The following is a 15,540-nucleotide window of genomic DNA, read 5'->3' as shown; positions in this document are numbered from 1 at the left end:
TGTAGTGTATTTATCGGTATTTTGGAATATTGTAAACGAAAATATTATGTGAAATTCATGCTTATTTTGGTACAATGAAGAGAAGTGCTAGTTTAAAGGAGGCCGTTTTTTTGAAATCAAAAGTGCACTTTTGGACATTAGAAGTGCTAATGGTTGTAGGAATCATATTTATTTGCACAAAAATATCATTTTTATTTCAACCGATTGGTATCTTCATATCAACATTGTTTTTCCCAATCTTAATCGCGCTTTTTTTATACTTCATATTTAATCCTGTATTAATCTTTTTGGAGAATAAAAAAGTACCTAGAAATTTAGCGATATTACTGTTATATCTTTTTATCATAACATTAACTGCGGTTGGCGTTGGAGTAGTTGTTCCTACGATTTCACAACAGCTAATGGACTTAGTAAAAAATATGCCAAGCTACATAAAAGAGGGGAAAGTATACATACAAGAATTATCACATCATAGGTTGTTTGAATGGTTATCTACACAAAACTACGTTTCCATTGAAACAATTGAAAAAAATGCGATTGAATACTTAAAAGATATACCAAATACAATTACGTCGAGTGCAACGGCTTTATTTGGTATTATCACGAACGTTGCATTAGTTGTATTTACTGTACCGTTCATTTTATTTTACATGTTTAAAGATGGACATGCCTTTCCGGGAAAAGCGGTAAGTTTATTACCTGAGTCTTACCGTGAAGAGGGGCTTCGTATCATTAAGGAAACGAACGAAACATTATCTGCATATATTCAAGGGCAAGCACTCGTTTGTATATTTGTAGGTGCGTTTACTTTTATCGGTTATTTAATTATCGATTTACCGTACGCTTTCGTTTTAGGAATTATTGCAGCATTTACAAACATCATTCCTAACTTAGGGCCATTTATTGGGGCAGCACCAGCTGTTATTGTAGGACTGTTCGTTTCTCCGATGCAAGCCTTATACGTAATTATTATCGTAACAATTGTACAACAGTTTGAAAGTAATATTATTTCACCGCGTATTATGAGCTCGAAATTAAACATTCACCCATTAACAATTATTATCCTAATTTTAGGGGTAGGTAACTTTGCTGGAATCATCGGAATGATTTTAGCAGTACCAGTTTATGCAGTAACAAAAACTGTTGTTTCGAACTTAGTGAGATTGTTTAAGACAAAGAGAAGTAATCGGAAATAGTGAAACCTGAGAAAGATACACCGCTTTTTAAGTGGTGTATCTTTTGTTAATAAATAAATAATTAAAAGCGGGTTGATTTGATTTTATTATATATTTTTTATACATCAAATTCAGTGATAAACTTGTGTGATATAAGCTCTATAAAACTATGTGGAATCCCTCTGAACTATCCAAATCATTTCCTTACAGCGTGCTATCAACATCATAATCGACTCCTTTCAATTCTATATAGTTAAACGATTAAAGGTGAGTGTAGTATTTGCTTCTACGATCTCGAATTTCATCAATAACTTGTTTATATTGTCTTTCTTGTTTTAATTCATTTTGAGATATTGTTTCTTTTTGAATTGTAATCGTTAAAAAGAAAAGGTGAAACTTCATATGTGAATTCCTCCTTTCGAATTGGAATTACAGATGACTACAGTAATGACTTTGTCTTTCTTTTACATGATCTATAGCCTGATTAATTTGTCGTTCATGAAACATTTCAGACTCAGAAAATTTATTTTTTTGAATGGTAATGGTTAAAAAGAATACTTTAAATTTCATTAGATAATTGCCCCTTTATAAGTGATTTAGAAAAAACGAGTGTAATAAGAAATTACAGATGACTACAGTAATGACTTTGTCTTTCTTTTACATGATCCATAGCCTGATTAATTTGTCGCTCATGAAACATTTCAGACTTGGAAAATGTATTTTTTTGAATGGTAATGGTTAAAAAGAATACTTTAAATTTCATTGGATAATGACCCCTTTATAAGTGATTTAGAAAAGACGAGTGTAATAAGAAGATTGGCGCTCTTTTACTTCGTCCATAATGTTTTGAATGTGTTGCTCACGTAAAATCTCTTTCTGTGAAAGTTTACGTTTTTGAATAGTGATAGTTAAAAAGAATGCTTTAAATTTCATTAGATTTATGACCCCTTTATAAGTGATTTAGAAAAGACGAGTGTAATAAGAAGATTGGCGCTCTTTTACTTCGTCCATAATGCTTTGGATGTGTTGCTCACGTAAAATCTCTTTTTGTGAAAGCTTACGTTTTTGAATGGTGATTGTTAAAAAGAATGCTTTAAATTTCATGAATATATTACCCCTTTAAAATATATTTTTAATACATTTGAGTGTAGTATGAACTTTTAATGTCAGTTATTTTATCAGTCAGTTGTTTTAACTGTTGTTTACAATTGATTTCAGTTTCAGATAAAGTATTTTTTTGAAGCACAGTCGTAAAAAAGAAAATATGAAAAGTCATAAATGAATTCCTCCTTTCGAAAAGGAATTACAGGTGATCACAGTAAAGTGCTTGGCGCTCCTTAACATCATTCATAGCTTTTTCAATTTGCTCATTATGAAGAATTTCATCTTTAGAAATTGTATTTCTTTGAATCGTAATACTTAAAAACAATACGCTAATAGTCATTGAATGTTGCTCCTTTCTTAGAAAAATAATGTAAGAGACTAAAAAATCGCGCAAAAAAACCACAGGAAGATACAGTTCTCCTATGGCTGGGCGTGAAAAAGCCACAGGAAAGTATACGACCTCCTGTGGCGAATTTATGAATTAAATGAAATAAAGTACGATTTTCAATTCTCCATTAGGGTGGTCGAATTCATATTTAATTGTCCAGAAAACACAGGTGCAGTTAACGCTAAAGTTAATGCATGTAATTGTAATTTCATCATTTCCTTCGACCTCCTTTTAGAATTTTTTTCTTACGTTAGTAAGTATATACAATTAATGGATAATTGTAAACATAAAAAATGAAAATTTTTAATTTTGATTAAAATGCGTATATTTAAAAAGGGATTTGAAAATAAATATTGTAATTAACGAAATACCGATAAAAATGGGGGATGCTAAATGAAATATATGCATCATAACATGATCGTTATGCTAACAATTTTTTTATTCATTGCGGCTTGTTCTAACGGAGAAAGAATAAAAGATATATATGATGTTAGGTCAGATGATTTTAAGAAATATACTGGGACATACGTTGGTAATAATTCAGATGTGGTTGCAATTGTTAATCATTTACCCGGTGGTGGAACAGTTCAAAGTATAAGTTTAGAAAATGAAAATATAAAAGTGAACTATGGCACAAAAGAAAGTGGGGCTCTTACAGAAGAAATGATTGAGACGTATTGGTTTGATGAGAAGGATACGATGAAGAAGAATTTTTTCTTTAATGCTATATATTTAGTGATTTTAGTGCCAAATGCAAAAGCTTATGAGTTTCAAATAGAAAATAAAAACTTTAAGATAACGAGGGAAGAAATGTTATCAATTTTGCATAGGATATTCGATGATTTTCCAAAAGAAAAAGATATATGGGATAAAAATAAAGTTATAAAGTTCTTTAACGGCAATGAAGAAAAAATTAAAATGCTTGTGGAAGATAAAGATTTTCGGAAATCTTTATTTGCTAAATATCCAGTGAACCAGTTGAAATAATGGAGGGGAGAAGATGGAGTTAGTATACAAAATTTCTTATCATAGAATGCAGGATCATTATTTACCTAAGTTAGTACAGGCAATTAGGCTCGTTAGTGAAGAAGATTTGTGGAAACAAGAGACCTCTGTTAATTCAATTGGTGGAATCGTACTACATATTTGTGAACATTTACAGAGAAATACAAGGCGTTATAAGGATCCAAATATAGTTTTTGAAAATGGAATTGAAGAATATTTTCCAGTGAAACAAATAAGCTCTGAAGCTTTGTTAAAAACTGTTGAAGAAATATTTGATGAGTGGGGCAAAGCATATATACAGGTCTGGGAAGAAAAAAGGCATATTGATCTTCAAAGTCTATTACATTTGGTTGAGAATACAAGCTATCATTTAGGGCAAGTAGTAGATCGTACAAAATGTATTGAGGGACAACAGTTTAATTTTTGTCAAAATGGTATAAATGAAAAGAATTTGAGAACAAGAGTTGAAACTTCGAATTTTTAGAAAGAGAGACATTCTTAATTGAATGACTCTCTTTTTTTGTAAAAGAAATTTATGGAAAAAAATAATTCTATGTGATATGGTTAATTACATAAGTAATGAACCTATGAACCTAAGGTGGTGAAAATGTGAAGCCGACTCTAGAACAAAATAAATTAATATACATACAAATTGCAGAAACGATTGAATCTGATATTTTAAAAGACATATTGCTTGAAGAAGAACAAGTTCCATCGACAAATCAATTTGCGAAGATGTTACAAATAAATCCGGCTACTGCAGCTAAAGGGGTGAATGTATTAGTGGATGAGGGGATTTTATATAAAAAGAGAGGGATCGGAATGTTTGTTGCAAAGGGAGCGAAAGAAGTCGTACTAAAAAAAAGACAAAATACTTTTATGACTGAATATTTACCTAAAGTGTGGGAAGAAGCGAAAGTACTAGAAATATCAAAAAATGAATTGATGGATATGATTCAAAAGATTACGAAGGAGGGGAAAGAGGGATGATTGCACTTGAAACGAAAGATATAACGAAAAAATATAAAAAGAAAATAGCTGTAAATGAAGTAACGATTTCATTGGAAGAGCATAAAATATATGGTTTGCTTGGAAGGAACGGAGCAGGGAAAACGACACTATTAAATTTACTTGCAGGTCAAATTACTTCAAGTAGTGGAAGTGTATCAATATTTGGTGAAAATGTATTTGAAAATAGTAAAGCAATGCAAAATATTTGTTTTGTTAGAGTTAAAGAAGCTACATATTTAAATGATAAAGTAAAAGATATTTTTAATTTATGTAACATGTTTTATAAAAACTGGGATCAAGAGTTTGCTGAAGAACTTGCTAGGAGATTTCAACTTAATTTGAAAGACAAATACCATAAATTATCACATGGAATGCAAACTGTAGTAGGAATTATTCAAGGATTAGCAAGTAGGGCGCCGATTACAATTTTTGATGAACCGACTACCGGTTTAGACGCAGCACATCGAGAGTTATTTTATAGTTTACTATTAGAAGATTATGGTGAGCATCCAAGAATAATTATATTATCAACTCATTTAGTAGAAGAAGTAACCCATGTTATCGAAGATGTAATTATCATAAAAGAAGGTGCACTTGTTGTTCAATCATCAGTGGAAGATTTATTACGACAAGGTCATATTATTTCAGGGAAAAAAGATAAAGTAGGTGAGTTTTCAATTAATAAAAAAGTTATAAATCGAGAAGTTTATGGAAATAAGGGGATTTCTGTTATATGGGAAGAACTTTCTAATGAAGATTATTACTCTCTTGAAAAAGAAGGATTATCAATTGATAGAATTACATTACAAAAACTATTTATTTATATAACTGGTGGTGAAATAAAATGAAGATGTTAATGAAGCAGTTGAAGTTACATATAAAATATCAGTATAAAGCCATTCTTATCTTTTGGACTGTGGCATTACTTATAAAAGGGACAATGACTGCAACTGATTTAAAGGGAATAAAGGTAGCATTTTTACACGATATCTTTAATAATTCATCAATTGTAATCGTAATGTTTATTGTGATAAGCGTGTTTCTTATTCAACTTGATATTTTTCCTACAGTCGTCTCGTTTGGTGTCACTAGGTTGCAATTTTTGATTGGTTCAATATGTTTTAATTTATTGCAATCAGCATTGTTTTCATGTCTTCAAGCTTTGTTTTTACAGGATACATTTTATAAAACAGAACATGTAAATTTAGGAGCATCTGCAATTGAACAATTCTTTGTACAATTCATATTTTATAGTACATTAGCTTGTTTATTCCAATCAACAACTATTGTTCAGAAAAGATTTAATTGGTTCGGATTCGCCTTTAGTATAATAGTTTTATTCGGATTGGCGAGTACAATGTATGCAGGGATAGGTATAAAAGAGTTGGTGTTTATTAATAGTAAAATGTTACTAGAAATACCTAATTTCATATTAGTTTCGATAGTTCTTATTTGCATATATATTGTAATTAGCGCTCTATTTATTCGTAAGGTTTCGTTTGAAGATACAATTTAAATACAATTATTTTAGGGGAGAAGGAAGAGTAAATGGGAGATACTTCTTCATTAATAACCGTCTTTTTATGCATTGCACTACTAATATTTTGGCGTCGTTATCGCTCCATGCATAAGCCAATAAAGGGATCGGGAAAACGTATTTTATGGCCATTACTATTTTTAACACCAGGTATTGTATGGTTTTTAGGTCCCGTACATCCAGCTATATTACAAGTAATTATAGCGGTATTCATTGGTGTACTTTTTGCTGTGCCGCTTATAGTATTAACAAATTATGAACGAAGAGATGATGGGAATATTTATACGAAAAAAAGTGCAGCTTTTTTAATTACTTTTATTGCAATTGTCGTTTTGAGATACGGTTCAAGAAAATATATTGTTGACTTAGATCAGCAAACAATAGGTTTATTATTTTATGTTGTTGCAGTATCGTATATTTTTCCTTGGAGAATTGCCTGTTATATAAAGTTTAGAAAAGTTTGGCGGGAAAATAATAATCATGCTATATGAAAACTTCTCATTTGAGAAGTTTTTTTATTTTTACAGGTAAGCAAAACAAGTTGTTGAAGGGCAGGCTGTCATAGAATATGATACATATTATAATGAGGAAAAGTTGAGGGGATAAAAATGCGTACAATTTTACTTTTTCTAAACAACATGTTCATTAGCGAAATCGAGGACATTAGGCAAAAACATGATCCTTTATTTGGATTAATTCCACCGCATATTACAATTGTATTCCCATTTGAAAGTTCGATTTCAAATGATGAGCTGAAATTACATATTATAAATGTATCAAAACCGATACAGAATATAGAAATTGAATTTAAGAATCAAATTACAAGTGAAAGAGAATATTTGTTTTTACGAGTTGAAAAGGGGAAAGAACAAATAGAGGAACTACATAATATTCTATATACAGGACCTTTATTACAATTTTTGAAAGAAGACATTCCGTACATCCCGCATGTAACAGTCGGAAGAAAAGAGAGTGCCGAATTAGCTGCTGAAGTAGTGAAGGAGATTGCTAGTTTTCATGGGAAGTTAAATTGTGTGATTGATAGAATAAGCGTGGAGCGAATTGGAGAGAACGGGGAATCAATTATTGAATTTGAAGTGCCATTTCTAAAAAGCTGACAAAAGTCAGCTTTTTATTTCGTAGCATGAAGTAATGCACCAATTGCACCGCTATTACCACCATCTTGTAAAAAGATTGGTGTTTTATTTTGATATTCGGTGTAGCTACTAATAATATGTTGAAGTTGTACGTTATTACATAAAGTCGAACCAATATAAATAATATGTTCAATGTTTTTTGTTTCAGCGAATTGAAGGCTTAATGCAGTAACGACTTCACCGACAAGTCCTTGTACAGTAGCTAGTATATCGGAGCTACTATTATTTGATTCTGTAATGGCTGCTTTTCCGAAGTTACTAGCAGTTAAGTTATTATCGATAGGGGAAAGAATACCACCATAAATATCTCCAACCGTAATATCTAGTTCTTTTCTAGATCCTACTTTTGTTAGAGGGATTACATCTTCAAAATGATCTATATTTGTTAACAATTTTGAAAGTCCCATAATAGTCCCACCGCCAACTCCGGTTCCACCAGCGCGAATATATTGTTCATTATAAACGTAATGGATAGAAGTACCTGTACCGATATTGGTTAAAATAAAATTGCGTATAGCATGTTTTTCTTCTTTTAATATGTATTGGACACCTGCAAGAGTAGCTTCAAATTCGTTTAGCTCTATTATTTTATATGAACCTGTAAGCAGTTGCTGTAATAGTTTCGATTTACCACCCGTAATACATATTTGTTTTATGCCATTGTTGCTTTTAATCCAATCTATTATTTTATGTTGTTCATGCGAATAAAATTTTTCAAAAGTTAATAGCCTTTTTTCGTTAAAATAAGCTATTTTCGTTAATGTGCCTCCAGCATCGATACCGATAGTACGTTCCATTTTCCTGCTCCTAACTACGTAATATGTTTTCCTATTTATTTTTAATTGGTTGAGAATAGATATTCCCAACTGATATAAGGAACAATTTAATCTGCTTGATATATTAATAGTTTTTCTATAGTTACAATAGGCTGGTCGTTTACAGTTGCAATACCTTTACCAAGAACAAAACCTCGGCGATTGCGCGTTAGTTCATAATGTAAATCAAGTTTATCACCGGGATATGCTTTTCCTTGGAATTCAACTCCATCTAAAGAGGAGAGGAATCCTAGTCCTTCAGAATCACTTGTATGTACAAATGCACTAAGCTGAGCAAGTGCTTCTACAATTAACATATGAGGCATATGTTTTTGACTATCATTTATAAACCATTCGTTATTTGTAATGAGTTTATATCCTGTAACGGATTCACCTTGTTTTACATTTGTTACTTTATCAGTCATTAAAAATGGATAACGATGGGGAAGAGTGTCTTTAATATGCATATGAAAGTACCTCCAATTAATAATACCCCTGCTAAATTTAAGCAGGGGAGTGGGAACTAATTTTTAACTAATTCATTTACTTTTTCAAGAGTGAAAATGCCGCTATTTCTAATGTTTTCAACAACTTGTTGCAACACTTCTTTATCTTGAACGAGTGCAATACGTACGAAGCCTTCTCCGTGAGGTCCAAATGCATGACCAGGTGTAACAACGACATTCGCACGATCCATTAATGCATAAGCGAAGTCTAGAGAAGTCCATCCTTGTGGAATTTCAGCCCAGACAAACATACTACCAGCTGGCTTATCGACATTCCAGCCAAATGTTCGGAACCCATCAACTAAAGTATCTCTCCGTTCTTGATAAATATCGCGGTTTTTCTCACAAAATACAGCGCCATTTCTTAGTGCTGCAGATGCCGCTTTTTGAATTGGTAAAAATACACCGTAATCGGTATTAGATTTAAATTGAGTAAGTGCACGAACAATTTCTTCGTTTCCAATCATATATCCAATACGGCTACCTGCTAAACTATAACTTTTTGACAAAGAATTGATTTCTACACCAACTTCTTTAGCACCATGTACAGAGAGGAAGCTAATTGGCTTATTACCATCGAAATAAAATTCAGCATAAGCAAAATCATGGACAACGATAATATTATGCTTTTTCGCGAATGCGATTACTTCTTTAAAGAAATCTTCATGAGCCATTGCTGGAACGGGATTCCCTGGGAAGTTTAAAATCATCATCTTCGCTTGATCGGCAATTTCTTCAGGGATGACTCCTAAGTCTGGTAAGAAATCATTCTCTTTCTTTAAAGGCATGTAGTAAGATGTTGCACCAGCCATTTGAATACCTGTTTCATAAGCTGTATATCCTGGATCAGGAACTAATATAATATCACCTGGATTTGCATAAACCATAGGTAAATGAACGAGCCCGTCTTGTGAACCCATTAATAATAAAACTTCTTTATCCGCATTTAATAAAACGTTATGAGTGTTGTTGTAATATTCAGTTACAGCTTCGTGAAATTCTTGAATACCTGATAATGTATACCCGTAGCTCTCTTTCTCACTCGCTGTATGTACCATTGTTTCTCTTACAAAATCAGCGGGCGGCATATCAGGATTTCCGATGCTCAAATCAATCATGTTATGACCTGCTGCAATTTTTTCTTTTTTATAGGCTCCTAATTCACTAAATATAGAAGATTGGAATGCTTTCATTCTAGTTGCTAACGTGTAAGTCATCAAAACCCCTCCTAAAACAGTGCTTTCATTCTGCGTTTTTAATTATTCTGAAAACACATGTTTATATTTTATCATTTTTTTATGAAAATTAAAACGATTGACAAATTTAGAGGAAGGATTAGCCTATTTTGAAAAGTATCGATGTAAATAGCGTAGACGTGTTAATTGAAATGTCTATTATAGGATTCATTTTATATAACTTAAGTTATTTTATAGTTTTTATTAAGTATTTGTGGAAGATTTCTAAAGTGAAATAACGCAGAAAATATTTTCTGCGTTTCCTCTGAAATGTAATCATTTCTTTTTATACGTGCATAATTTTTCAACTGTCAAAAAGTATACATTTAATGTACCGTCGGCAACTTTTAAAGTTTGCTCTGATGTAAATGAATTACCATAATCAATGTGATATACATTAGAATTTTTGACAAATGAGCCTTTATATAAATCGTCTTTATTCTTTGTGGTTTGCATTTCTACTAAATTTTGCACAATTTCCTCTTTATTTTCTTTTTTGACAACTGTTTCAAATTTATAATATACAGGGCATTCACCATTTTTATTGTCAACGACTTCCCAAGAACCGTATATATCGTTATTGCTGCATCCACTAAGTAGGATGATTAGTATAGGAATTGTAAGTAGAACCTTTTTCATTTTGTGCTCCTTTCTTTTAAATTTGAATAAACGCGCGAATACAATAGGGATATTATAATAAATAAAGTTTAAATTTTTTTAAAGAATTCTTTAATTTCATATTAAAATTTAGGAGAAATTAAATAAGCATGAATCTAGTGTAAAGTCAGATTCATGCTAGTACCATAGCCTATGTTATGTCTTTTTTGAGGATAAATAAAGAGGAAAGCAGAAGCAATATTCCATTTAATATATATACGCTTGCGATCATAAAGGCTAACGTACCTGCGCCAAATCCTGCTTTATCGAATATAGAAGCAAATGTTGCGATAGTCAAAAAGATAATGGGAGTCAGTAGTAAAAATATGAAACCTGCCACGATTCTTTTTTTAAAACTATGTCCAGATAAGGAAATGGCTAAAAAGTTTAGGATGCTAAACAGCGCAATTGCAAAGAGCAGGACAATAAATACCTGGATGCCATCAGACATTTTACCACTCCTTTTATAAAGAGTACTCTTTATAATCTATTCGAAATAAAAGAGGGATACTCCTTTAGATAATTTCAATAAACGTAATAAATAGGCGTATTATAAAACAAAGAAGTATGGATTCAATATTATATCCATACTTCTTTGTTTATTTTATAAATTCGCAGATTGCGAATGTTGTTTTTCATAATGTTTCTGCTTAGAAAGGGAAATAGAAATAATCAATAATGAAACGACTCCGAAGATGAGAACCATATATTGTAACCCAATTGTATCTAAGAAGAACCCTGTGCCAAGTAAGACGATTTGGAACATAACCCTTTCAAACATATTACGGAATGAGAAGAGGCGACCATGATAACTTTTTTCAACTTTCGTTTGGAAAATCGTCGACATAATAGGGAAGAAGCAGCCAACACTAAACCCAAACAAACCAAATGATGTAAGAGCCATCCATTTTATATCGCTAAAGAACAATGATAGGTGTGCAAAAGCAGTACAAACTGCGAAGAAATATAGTAATTTTTCAGGTTTGAAATGATCAGATAGACGTTTAATTACGAAGGCACCTAACATAAATGCGACACCTTCAATTGTATATATGAACCCTTTAATCGTAGGATCATGTTGCATTTCGCTAATGTTAATAACCATTAAATTAAACCCCGCTATAAATAATAGAGGGATGATACTTAATATAAGTGCTGTAAAAGCAATAGGAATTCCTTTTAAAATACGAAATACTTCCATAAAGCTATTATCTTTTGCAGCTTGTTTACTTGGTGCTGTTGATTTCTTGTCTTCAAATTGTAGGAAGAAAGTCGAGAGGAATAATAAGGCGTATGCTGCCATTGAGAAGGCATACATGTACTGTAAACTCATCACAACTAAAAGAATTCCACCTAGTGAAGTACCTGCAATACGAGCGATTGTACCAACATTCATATGTACACCGTTCATTTGTAATAACTCATGCTCACTTACGATGAGTGGAATCACAGATTGTAATGCAGGGAAATAAAATGCTGCTGAAATTTGAAGAGCAACCATAAATGCAATCATAAATGCGATACTTTCAAATTGAATAGCGAAAAACATGAAAATAACACTTAAAACTCGACCAAACCCAGCGTAAAGAAGAACTTTTTTCTTTTCATACTGATCGATGACACGGCCAGCCATAGGTCCAACTAGAACACCGGCTAATAGTCCGATAAATAATATAACTGATTTCATGAAATCAGAAGGGACATATTTTTGCATAAATTCAAGGTTGCCAAGAATACCAAGCCATAATCCTAGACCTGCAATAAACTCCCCAATTAAAACAATCCAAACGTTTTTATTACGCCACATAACATAAAACCTCACCGTCTTTTAAAATGAAAAACTCGTATATAAAACCTCCTTATTTATGTAGTATTTTTATACGAACTTTTTTAGAGTCAGAGTCTATATTACGTGTTTCATAATTGGATTTCAATCTTTTTGATTTGCCGAAAATTTGATTCGTTAATTGATGAAATAAGCAATTGAAATGTAAAAGACATATGGTTAAAAATAGGGGAAATAAAAAAGCAAGAACGTATAACTACGTCTTGCTTTTACAAAGTACAAAATTAAAAATTAATTTCACTTAGCAACATCTACGCTCTTGTCCAATAGCTAAAGCGCTAAAAGATAGAGGACCAACAACTTCTGCACTTGCACCACTAGTAAGGTTTTCTACAGTTAATGAATATTCGTGTGTTCCACTGCTAACGTTTTGATCTATAGCTTGAAATGTTTGTACGTAGAATTGTTCAGAATCTGTAGATTCAATACCTACTTGTGCATTAAAAATTTCAATATTATCACGAAAAATTCGGAATAAAACTTGTGAAGTCCCAGTTATACCTTCTACACCAATTGTAGCGATTAATTCTACTCGATTATTACGTGAATCTCTACTTGAAATTCTCAATTTCAAATTTGCTAAAATTGCTTTATTTGGAGAAGCTGGGATTGCAAAAGTTGTTTCACCAGTTTTACTTATAGGTTGAGTAGCTTGGTAATCAATGATATGAGTCATATTCTTCACCTCCTCATATACTAGAATATGAAAATAGTGAAGAATTAGCTTGGACAAATACTAGATTATTTAATAGAGTCAACAACAATTATTGAAAGAAGAAATTCACATAAAAGCATCAAGAATATATCACAATAAGATGATATTTTTCTTAATGCTTTTTGTAATTAAGCAGAATATTCTTCTTTACGTACTTCAAAAAATTCATTACGTCGTAAGTAATTATAGATTTTCTCTGAAACCTTTTCTTCTTCAGACACTAAGAAACGATGATCAAAAGCGTAGAACGATTGACCTTTAATTAATTTTACGTAATACATATTAAACGCCTCCTGACACTTGATTATTACTTGCTTCATATTATGATGGCCTATATGTCTGCTAAAAATACTTGGAGTTTCAAAAGGGGGTACGTAAAGTGATGAAAGAGCTTACAATTCTGTAAGGTTTATGTCACCTTTTTCGATAGTTTACATTCACCAATTTCTTCTATACTACAAATAAGTTACATAAAATAAGGGGGTAAAAAGATGGATGAAGTAATTGGAGAAGTTGTAGCAGGTATTTGTGAATTTGTAGTGGAAGTAACAGCAGATGCTATAGGAAGTTTAGTTTCCGGAAATGATGAGGAAAAAGAAACATTATAATAATTTGTAAAAGTATAAAGTTGATCAAATTATAAAGGCTGATTTCTAAAGGGAAGTCAGCTTTTTTATTTTTTACATTATATTAATCTGATTTGAATATTCATTTGTTATTATATTGAAGAAACCTATATAAGGAGGTGAATAAACAAATATGTCGAATTCGGGGGCTGAATTATCTGTTTCTCGTTTGATTGTGGCAAATGTAGAGGAAAAGGAATATCATTTTATTGTTCGTGAACATCCGATTGTAGGGAAATTTATATCGCTATTTGAAAATGGAAAAGAATATGGTTTACTAGATAAACAAATCGCTAATAAAGATAAATTTATTACATCGGAGCTTACTAAATTAGATTATTTTAACATAGATGTTTTATATCATACACCTGGATGGATATGGATTGGTATGGATCAATTTGGATTACATGCTCGTGAGGCTACTTATAACGAAGTAGATGTTATTATGAAGTTGAAAGAGGATTTATATTATATAGACGTATATGAAGAAATAAAAATGTAATAAATATTTAATCAGGTTAGGGGAGAAGTTCCCGTAGCCTTTTTTATTTAATAGTAAAAGTAAAATTTATATTATGTTGATGATAGGACAGCACGATAAGAAGTGAGATGAAAAGAGGATTTGAAAATACATGAAGAGAATTGTAATAATTATATGAATCGTATATGTAAATTACAATAGAAAGAAGATGATAAAATGAGTAAAGAGGAGCTTGTGAAAAAACAGTTTGGCAGTAATGCAGATAAGTATGTGAATAGTAAAATACATGCTAAAGGACAGGACTTACAGCATGTAGTTCAACAAGTTGAATCTCGCCATAATAATCGTCTTCTTGATGTTGCTACTGGTGGCGGACATGTTGCGAATATGTTAGCACCTATGTTTGAAGAAGTAGTTGCACTTGATTTAACAGAACAAATGTTAGAAAAAGCAAAAAGTTTTATAAAGCAGAATGGTCATGAAAATGTGTCTTTTGTAGCAGGAAACGCAGAGGATTTACCATTTGCAGATCATTTTTTTGATACAATTACATGCCGGATTGCAGCCCATCATTTTACGAATCCGGCTCAATTTATTTATGAAGTAAATCGTACGTTGGAGGATAATGGATTATTCATCTTAATAGATAATGTTTCGCCAGAAAATAATGAATATGATACATTTTATAATTTTATAGAAAAGAAGCGGGACCCAAGTCATGAACGAGCTCTAAAAAAGACAGAATGGCTTACTTTATTAGAAAAAAACGGTTTGCAAATGCAGTCATGTCTTACTTTTGATAAGAAGTTTGATTTTGACTGGTGGTGTAATATGATGGATGTCCCTGTACAAAAGCGTGAAAAATTAACAGAATGTATGATGAAAGCACCAAACGAAATGAAGGAATATTTTAATATTCAACTTAAAAATAATAAAGTAGATTCGTTCTATACTGAAATGGCTATGTTTATATGTAAAAAAAGTACAACATTAAAAAGATAAATGTGTTGCAGTCTTTCTGAAGTACGATATACTTAGTACAGAGAAACTGTGAATTGAGGAATAGTTATTATGATTCGTGTACGCATTGAAGGTACTGAGGAAGAAATGCTTGAATTTATGGGGAAAATGCCAGACATTCCTGGATTTGAAAAGACACATATGAGAGAGCCAAGAAAAGGAAATAACCCGAAATACGATTCAAGTAAAAATGTACTAGCATATTTGTCTTATAAAAAGATTGAAGTCGCCAATAAATAGGCGGCTTTTTTAGTTTGCGCTG

Annotated in this window: 26 protein-coding genes; 11 read left to right on the top strand and 15 right to left on the bottom strand. The window is 31.6% G+C overall.

Going from position 1 to position 15,540, the window contains the following annotated elements; genetic code table 11:
• The first annotated feature begins 110 nt into the window (after positions 1-110).
• Positions 111-1,196: an AI-2E family transporter gene (locus tag ACW0JX_RS14285; protein ID WP_000837894.1), complete on the top strand. Its 1,086-nt coding sequence runs from the start codon at positions 111-113 to the stop codon at positions 1,194-1,196.
• A gap of 240 nt (positions 1,197-1,436) precedes the next feature.
• On the opposite strand, the gene ACW0JX_RS14280 is transcribed toward ACW0JX_RS14285, so the two are convergent.
• From ACW0JX_RS14280 to ACW0JX_RS14250, 7 genes are read right to left on the bottom strand one after another with little or no spacing between them, the layout of a single operon-like run.
• Positions 1,437-1,577, bottom strand: coding sequence for a YrzI family small protein (locus ACW0JX_RS14280; RefSeq protein WP_000668497.1), 141 nt, complete (start codon positions 1,575-1,577; stop codon positions 1,437-1,439).
• Between the two features lie 27 nt (positions 1,578-1,604).
• Positions 1,605-1,745, bottom strand: coding sequence for a YrzI family small protein (locus ACW0JX_RS14275; protein ID WP_000669802.1), 141 nt, complete (start codon positions 1,743-1,745; stop codon positions 1,605-1,607).
• A 52-nt stretch (positions 1,746-1,797) separates the two neighbouring features.
• Positions 1,798-1,938, bottom strand: coding sequence for a YrzI family small protein (locus ACW0JX_RS14270; RefSeq protein WP_000669810.1), 141 nt, complete (start codon positions 1,936-1,938; stop codon positions 1,798-1,800).
• A gap of 26 nt (positions 1,939-1,964) precedes the next feature.
• The gene (locus ACW0JX_RS14265; RefSeq protein WP_000668963.1) at positions 1,965-2,108 is read right to left on the bottom strand and encodes a YrzI family small protein; all 144 of its coding nucleotides are present in this window, start codon (positions 2,106-2,108) and stop codon (positions 1,965-1,967) included.
• 27 nt (positions 2,109-2,135) lie between these two features.
• The gene (locus ACW0JX_RS14260) at positions 2,136-2,279 is read right to left on the bottom strand and encodes a YrzI family small protein (RefSeq protein ID WP_000668965.1); all 144 of its coding nucleotides are present in this window, start codon (positions 2,277-2,279) and stop codon (positions 2,136-2,138) included.
• Between the two features lie 28 nt (positions 2,280-2,307).
• Positions 2,308-2,451: a YrzI family small protein gene (locus ACW0JX_RS14255; protein WP_095690687.1), complete on the bottom strand. Its 144-nt coding sequence runs from the start codon at positions 2,449-2,451 to the stop codon at positions 2,308-2,310.
• Between the two features lie 27 nt (positions 2,452-2,478).
• Entirely contained in the window at positions 2,479-2,619 is a 141-nt protein-coding gene (locus ACW0JX_RS14250) for a YrzI family small protein (protein WP_000156193.1), read from the bottom strand.
• 441 nt (positions 2,620-3,060) lie between these two features.
• On the opposite strand from ACW0JX_RS14250, the gene ACW0JX_RS14245 reads away from it, so the two are divergent.
• The 7 genes from ACW0JX_RS14245 to ACW0JX_RS14215 all read left to right on the top strand — a co-directional run bounded on the left by ACW0JX_RS14245 (position 3,061) and on the right by ACW0JX_RS14215 (position 7,338).
• On the top strand, positions 3,061-3,654 hold the full coding sequence (locus tag ACW0JX_RS14245) for a DUF4825 domain-containing protein (RefSeq protein ID WP_089171278.1): 594 nt from the start codon (positions 3,061-3,063) through the stop codon (positions 3,652-3,654).
• 13 nt (positions 3,655-3,667) lie between these two features.
• Positions 3,668-4,156, top strand: coding sequence for a DinB family protein (locus ACW0JX_RS14240; protein WP_459244855.1), 489 nt, complete (start codon positions 3,668-3,670; stop codon positions 4,154-4,156).
• Positions 4,157-4,281: 125 nt separating this feature from the next.
• Positions 4,282-4,662 carry a GntR family transcriptional regulator gene (locus ACW0JX_RS14235; RefSeq protein WP_053564185.1) on the top strand — a complete coding sequence of 127 codons (381 nt, stop codon included), beginning with the start codon at positions 4,282-4,284 and terminating at the stop codon, positions 4,660-4,662.
• The gene (locus ACW0JX_RS14230; protein WP_089171276.1) at positions 4,659-5,531 is read left to right on the top strand and encodes an ABC transporter ATP-binding protein; all 873 of its coding nucleotides are present in this window, start codon (positions 4,659-4,661) and stop codon (positions 5,529-5,531) included. Before ACW0JX_RS14235 ends, ACW0JX_RS14230 begins: the two co-directional genes overlap by 4 nt.
• On the top strand, positions 5,528-6,199 hold the full coding sequence (locus ACW0JX_RS14225; protein WP_098127914.1) for a DUF4052 family protein: 672 nt from the start codon (positions 5,528-5,530) through the stop codon (positions 6,197-6,199). The genes ACW0JX_RS14230 and ACW0JX_RS14225 overlap by 4 nt, the downstream gene beginning before the upstream one ends.
• Before the next feature lie 32 nt (positions 6,200-6,231).
• The gene (locus tag ACW0JX_RS14220) at positions 6,232-6,711 is read left to right on the top strand and encodes a CcdC family protein (protein ID WP_089171274.1); all 480 of its coding nucleotides are present in this window, start codon (positions 6,232-6,234) and stop codon (positions 6,709-6,711) included.
• 117 nt (positions 6,712-6,828) lie between these two features.
• Positions 6,829-7,338, top strand: coding sequence for a 2'-5' RNA ligase family protein (locus ACW0JX_RS14215; protein WP_053564188.1), 510 nt, complete (start codon positions 6,829-6,831; stop codon positions 7,336-7,338).
• A gap of 14 nt (positions 7,339-7,352) precedes the next feature.
• Here ACW0JX_RS14215 and coaW read toward each other — a convergent pair whose 3' ends face one another.
• The 8 genes from coaW to ACW0JX_RS14175 form a co-directional block, all read right to left on the bottom strand.
• Complete coding sequence (coaW, locus tag ACW0JX_RS14210) at positions 7,353-8,174, bottom strand: type II pantothenate kinase (protein WP_063547606.1); 822 nt, start codon at positions 8,172-8,174, stop codon at positions 7,353-7,355.
• A gap of 86 nt (positions 8,175-8,260) precedes the next feature.
• Positions 8,261-8,659, bottom strand: a complete 399-nt coding sequence (locus tag ACW0JX_RS14205) for a 3-hydroxyacyl-ACP dehydratase FabZ family protein (RefSeq protein WP_065484095.1) — start codon at positions 8,657-8,659, stop codon at positions 8,261-8,263.
• 56 nt (positions 8,660-8,715) lie between these two features.
• Positions 8,716-9,915, bottom strand: coding sequence for an LL-diaminopimelate aminotransferase (locus tag ACW0JX_RS14200; RefSeq protein ID WP_000222704.1), 1,200 nt, complete (start codon positions 9,913-9,915; stop codon positions 8,716-8,718).
• A 294-nt stretch (positions 9,916-10,209) separates the two neighbouring features.
• Positions 10,210-10,572: a hypothetical protein gene (locus ACW0JX_RS14195; protein WP_095690690.1), complete on the bottom strand. Its 363-nt coding sequence runs from the start codon at positions 10,570-10,572 to the stop codon at positions 10,210-10,212.
• Between the two features lie 169 nt (positions 10,573-10,741).
• Positions 10,742-11,041, bottom strand: coding sequence for a hypothetical protein (locus ACW0JX_RS14190; protein WP_098127918.1), 300 nt, complete (start codon positions 11,039-11,041; stop codon positions 10,742-10,744).
• A 153-nt stretch (positions 11,042-11,194) separates the two neighbouring features.
• Positions 11,195-12,397 carry an MFS transporter gene (locus tag ACW0JX_RS14185; RefSeq protein WP_098127919.1) on the bottom strand — a complete coding sequence of 401 codons (1,203 nt, stop codon included), beginning with the start codon at positions 12,395-12,397 and terminating at the stop codon, positions 11,195-11,197.
• Positions 12,398-12,677: 280 nt separating this feature from the next.
• Entirely contained in the window at positions 12,678-13,112 is a 435-nt protein-coding gene (gene exsC / locus ACW0JX_RS14180; RefSeq protein ID WP_095690692.1) for an exosporium protein ExsC, read from the bottom strand.
• Positions 13,113-13,279: 167 nt separating this feature from the next.
• Positions 13,280-13,432 (bottom strand): YqbF domain-containing protein, encoded by a 153-nt coding sequence (locus ACW0JX_RS14175; protein ID WP_000291907.1) that lies wholly within the window; start codon positions 13,430-13,432, stop codon positions 13,280-13,282.
• A gap of 478 nt (positions 13,433-13,910) precedes the next feature.
• Between ACW0JX_RS14175 and ACW0JX_RS14170 the strand changes: the two genes are divergently transcribed.
• From ACW0JX_RS14170 to ACW0JX_RS14160, 3 genes are all read left to right on the top strand, one after another.
• On the top strand, positions 13,911-14,279 hold the full coding sequence (locus tag ACW0JX_RS14170; protein ID WP_089171270.1) for a hypothetical protein: 369 nt from the start codon (positions 13,911-13,913) through the stop codon (positions 14,277-14,279).
• 195 nt (positions 14,280-14,474) lie between these two features.
• Complete coding sequence (locus ACW0JX_RS14165; protein ID WP_000031312.1) at positions 14,475-15,260, top strand: class I SAM-dependent methyltransferase; 786 nt, start codon at positions 14,475-14,477, stop codon at positions 15,258-15,260.
• A 69-nt stretch (positions 15,261-15,329) separates the two neighbouring features.
• Complete coding sequence (locus ACW0JX_RS14160) at positions 15,330-15,518, top strand: DUF3970 family protein (protein WP_000621885.1); 189 nt, start codon at positions 15,330-15,332, stop codon at positions 15,516-15,518.
• Positions 15,519-15,540 lie beyond the last annotated feature (22 nt).

This window comes from Bacillus sp. C-3-6, assembly GCF_054509685.1.
The sequence above is the reverse complement of the archived record's forward strand: the minus strand, read 5'-3'. Positions and strand labels throughout refer to the sequence as shown.

Coding starts and splice junctions, on each gene's coding strand:
- ACW0JX_RS14280 (WP_000668497.1), bottom strand. CDS start 1,577: ATGAAGTTTCACCTTTTCTTTTTAACGATTACAATTCAAAAAGAAACA.
- ACW0JX_RS14275 (WP_000669802.1), bottom strand. CDS start 1,745: ATGAAATTTAAAGTATTCTTTTTAACCATTACCATTCAAAAAAATAAA.
- ACW0JX_RS14270 (WP_000669810.1), bottom strand. CDS start 1,938: ATGAAATTTAAAGTATTCTTTTTAACCATTACCATTCAAAAAAATACA.
- ACW0JX_RS14265 (WP_000668963.1), bottom strand. CDS start 2,108: ATGAAATTTAAAGCATTCTTTTTAACTATCACTATTCAAAAACGTAAA.
- ACW0JX_RS14260 (WP_000668965.1), bottom strand. CDS start 2,279: ATGAAATTTAAAGCATTCTTTTTAACAATCACCATTCAAAAACGTAAG.
- ACW0JX_RS14255 (WP_095690687.1), bottom strand. CDS start 2,451: ATGACTTTTCATATTTTCTTTTTTACGACTGTGCTTCAAAAAAATACT.
- ACW0JX_RS14250 (WP_000156193.1), bottom strand. CDS start 2,619: ATGACTATTAGCGTATTGTTTTTAAGTATTACGATTCAAAGAAATACA.
- ACW0JX_RS14245 (WP_089171278.1), top strand. CDS start 3,061: ATGAAATATATGCATCATAACATGATCGTTATGCTAACAATTTTTTTA.
- ACW0JX_RS14240 (WP_459244855.1), top strand. CDS start 3,668: ATGGAGTTAGTATACAAAATTTCTTATCATAGAATGCAGGATCATTAT.
- ACW0JX_RS14230 (WP_089171276.1), top strand. CDS start 4,659: ATGATTGCACTTGAAACGAAAGATATAACGAAAAAATATAAAAAGAAA.
- ACW0JX_RS14225 (WP_098127914.1), top strand. CDS start 5,528: ATGAAGATGTTAATGAAGCAGTTGAAGTTACATATAAAATATCAGTAT.
- ACW0JX_RS14220 (WP_089171274.1), top strand. CDS start 6,232: ATGGGAGATACTTCTTCATTAATAACCGTCTTTTTATGCATTGCACTA.
- ACW0JX_RS14215 (WP_053564188.1), top strand. CDS start 6,829: ATGCGTACAATTTTACTTTTTCTAAACAACATGTTCATTAGCGAAATC.
- coaW (WP_063547606.1), bottom strand. CDS start 8,174: ATGGAACGTACTATCGGTATCGATGCTGGAGGCACATTAACGAAAATA.
- ACW0JX_RS14205 (WP_065484095.1), bottom strand. CDS start 8,659: ATGCATATTAAAGACACTCTTCCCCATCGTTATCCATTTTTAATGACT.
- ACW0JX_RS14200 (WP_000222704.1), bottom strand. CDS start 9,915: ATGACTTACACGTTAGCAACTAGAATGAAAGCATTCCAATCTTCTATA.
- ACW0JX_RS14195 (WP_095690690.1), bottom strand. CDS start 10,572: ATGAAAAAGGTTCTACTTACAATTCCTATACTAATCATCCTACTTAGT.
- ACW0JX_RS14190 (WP_098127918.1), bottom strand. CDS start 11,041: ATGTCTGATGGCATCCAGGTATTTATTGTCCTGCTCTTTGCAATTGCG.
- ACW0JX_RS14185 (WP_098127919.1), bottom strand. CDS start 12,397: ATGTGGCGTAATAAAAACGTTTGGATTGTTTTAATTGGGGAGTTTATT.
- exsC (WP_095690692.1), bottom strand. CDS start 13,112: ATGACTCATATCATTGATTACCAAGCTACTCAACCTATAAGTAAAACT.
- ACW0JX_RS14175 (WP_000291907.1), bottom strand. CDS start 13,432: ATGTATTACGTAAAATTAATTAAAGGTCAATCGTTCTACGCTTTTGAT.
- ACW0JX_RS14170 (WP_089171270.1), top strand. CDS start 13,911: ATGTCGAATTCGGGGGCTGAATTATCTGTTTCTCGTTTGATTGTGGCA.
- ACW0JX_RS14165 (WP_000031312.1), top strand. CDS start 14,475: ATGAGTAAAGAGGAGCTTGTGAAAAAACAGTTTGGCAGTAATGCAGAT.
- ACW0JX_RS14160 (WP_000621885.1), top strand. CDS start 15,330: ATGATTCGTGTACGCATTGAAGGTACTGAGGAAGAAATGCTTGAATTT.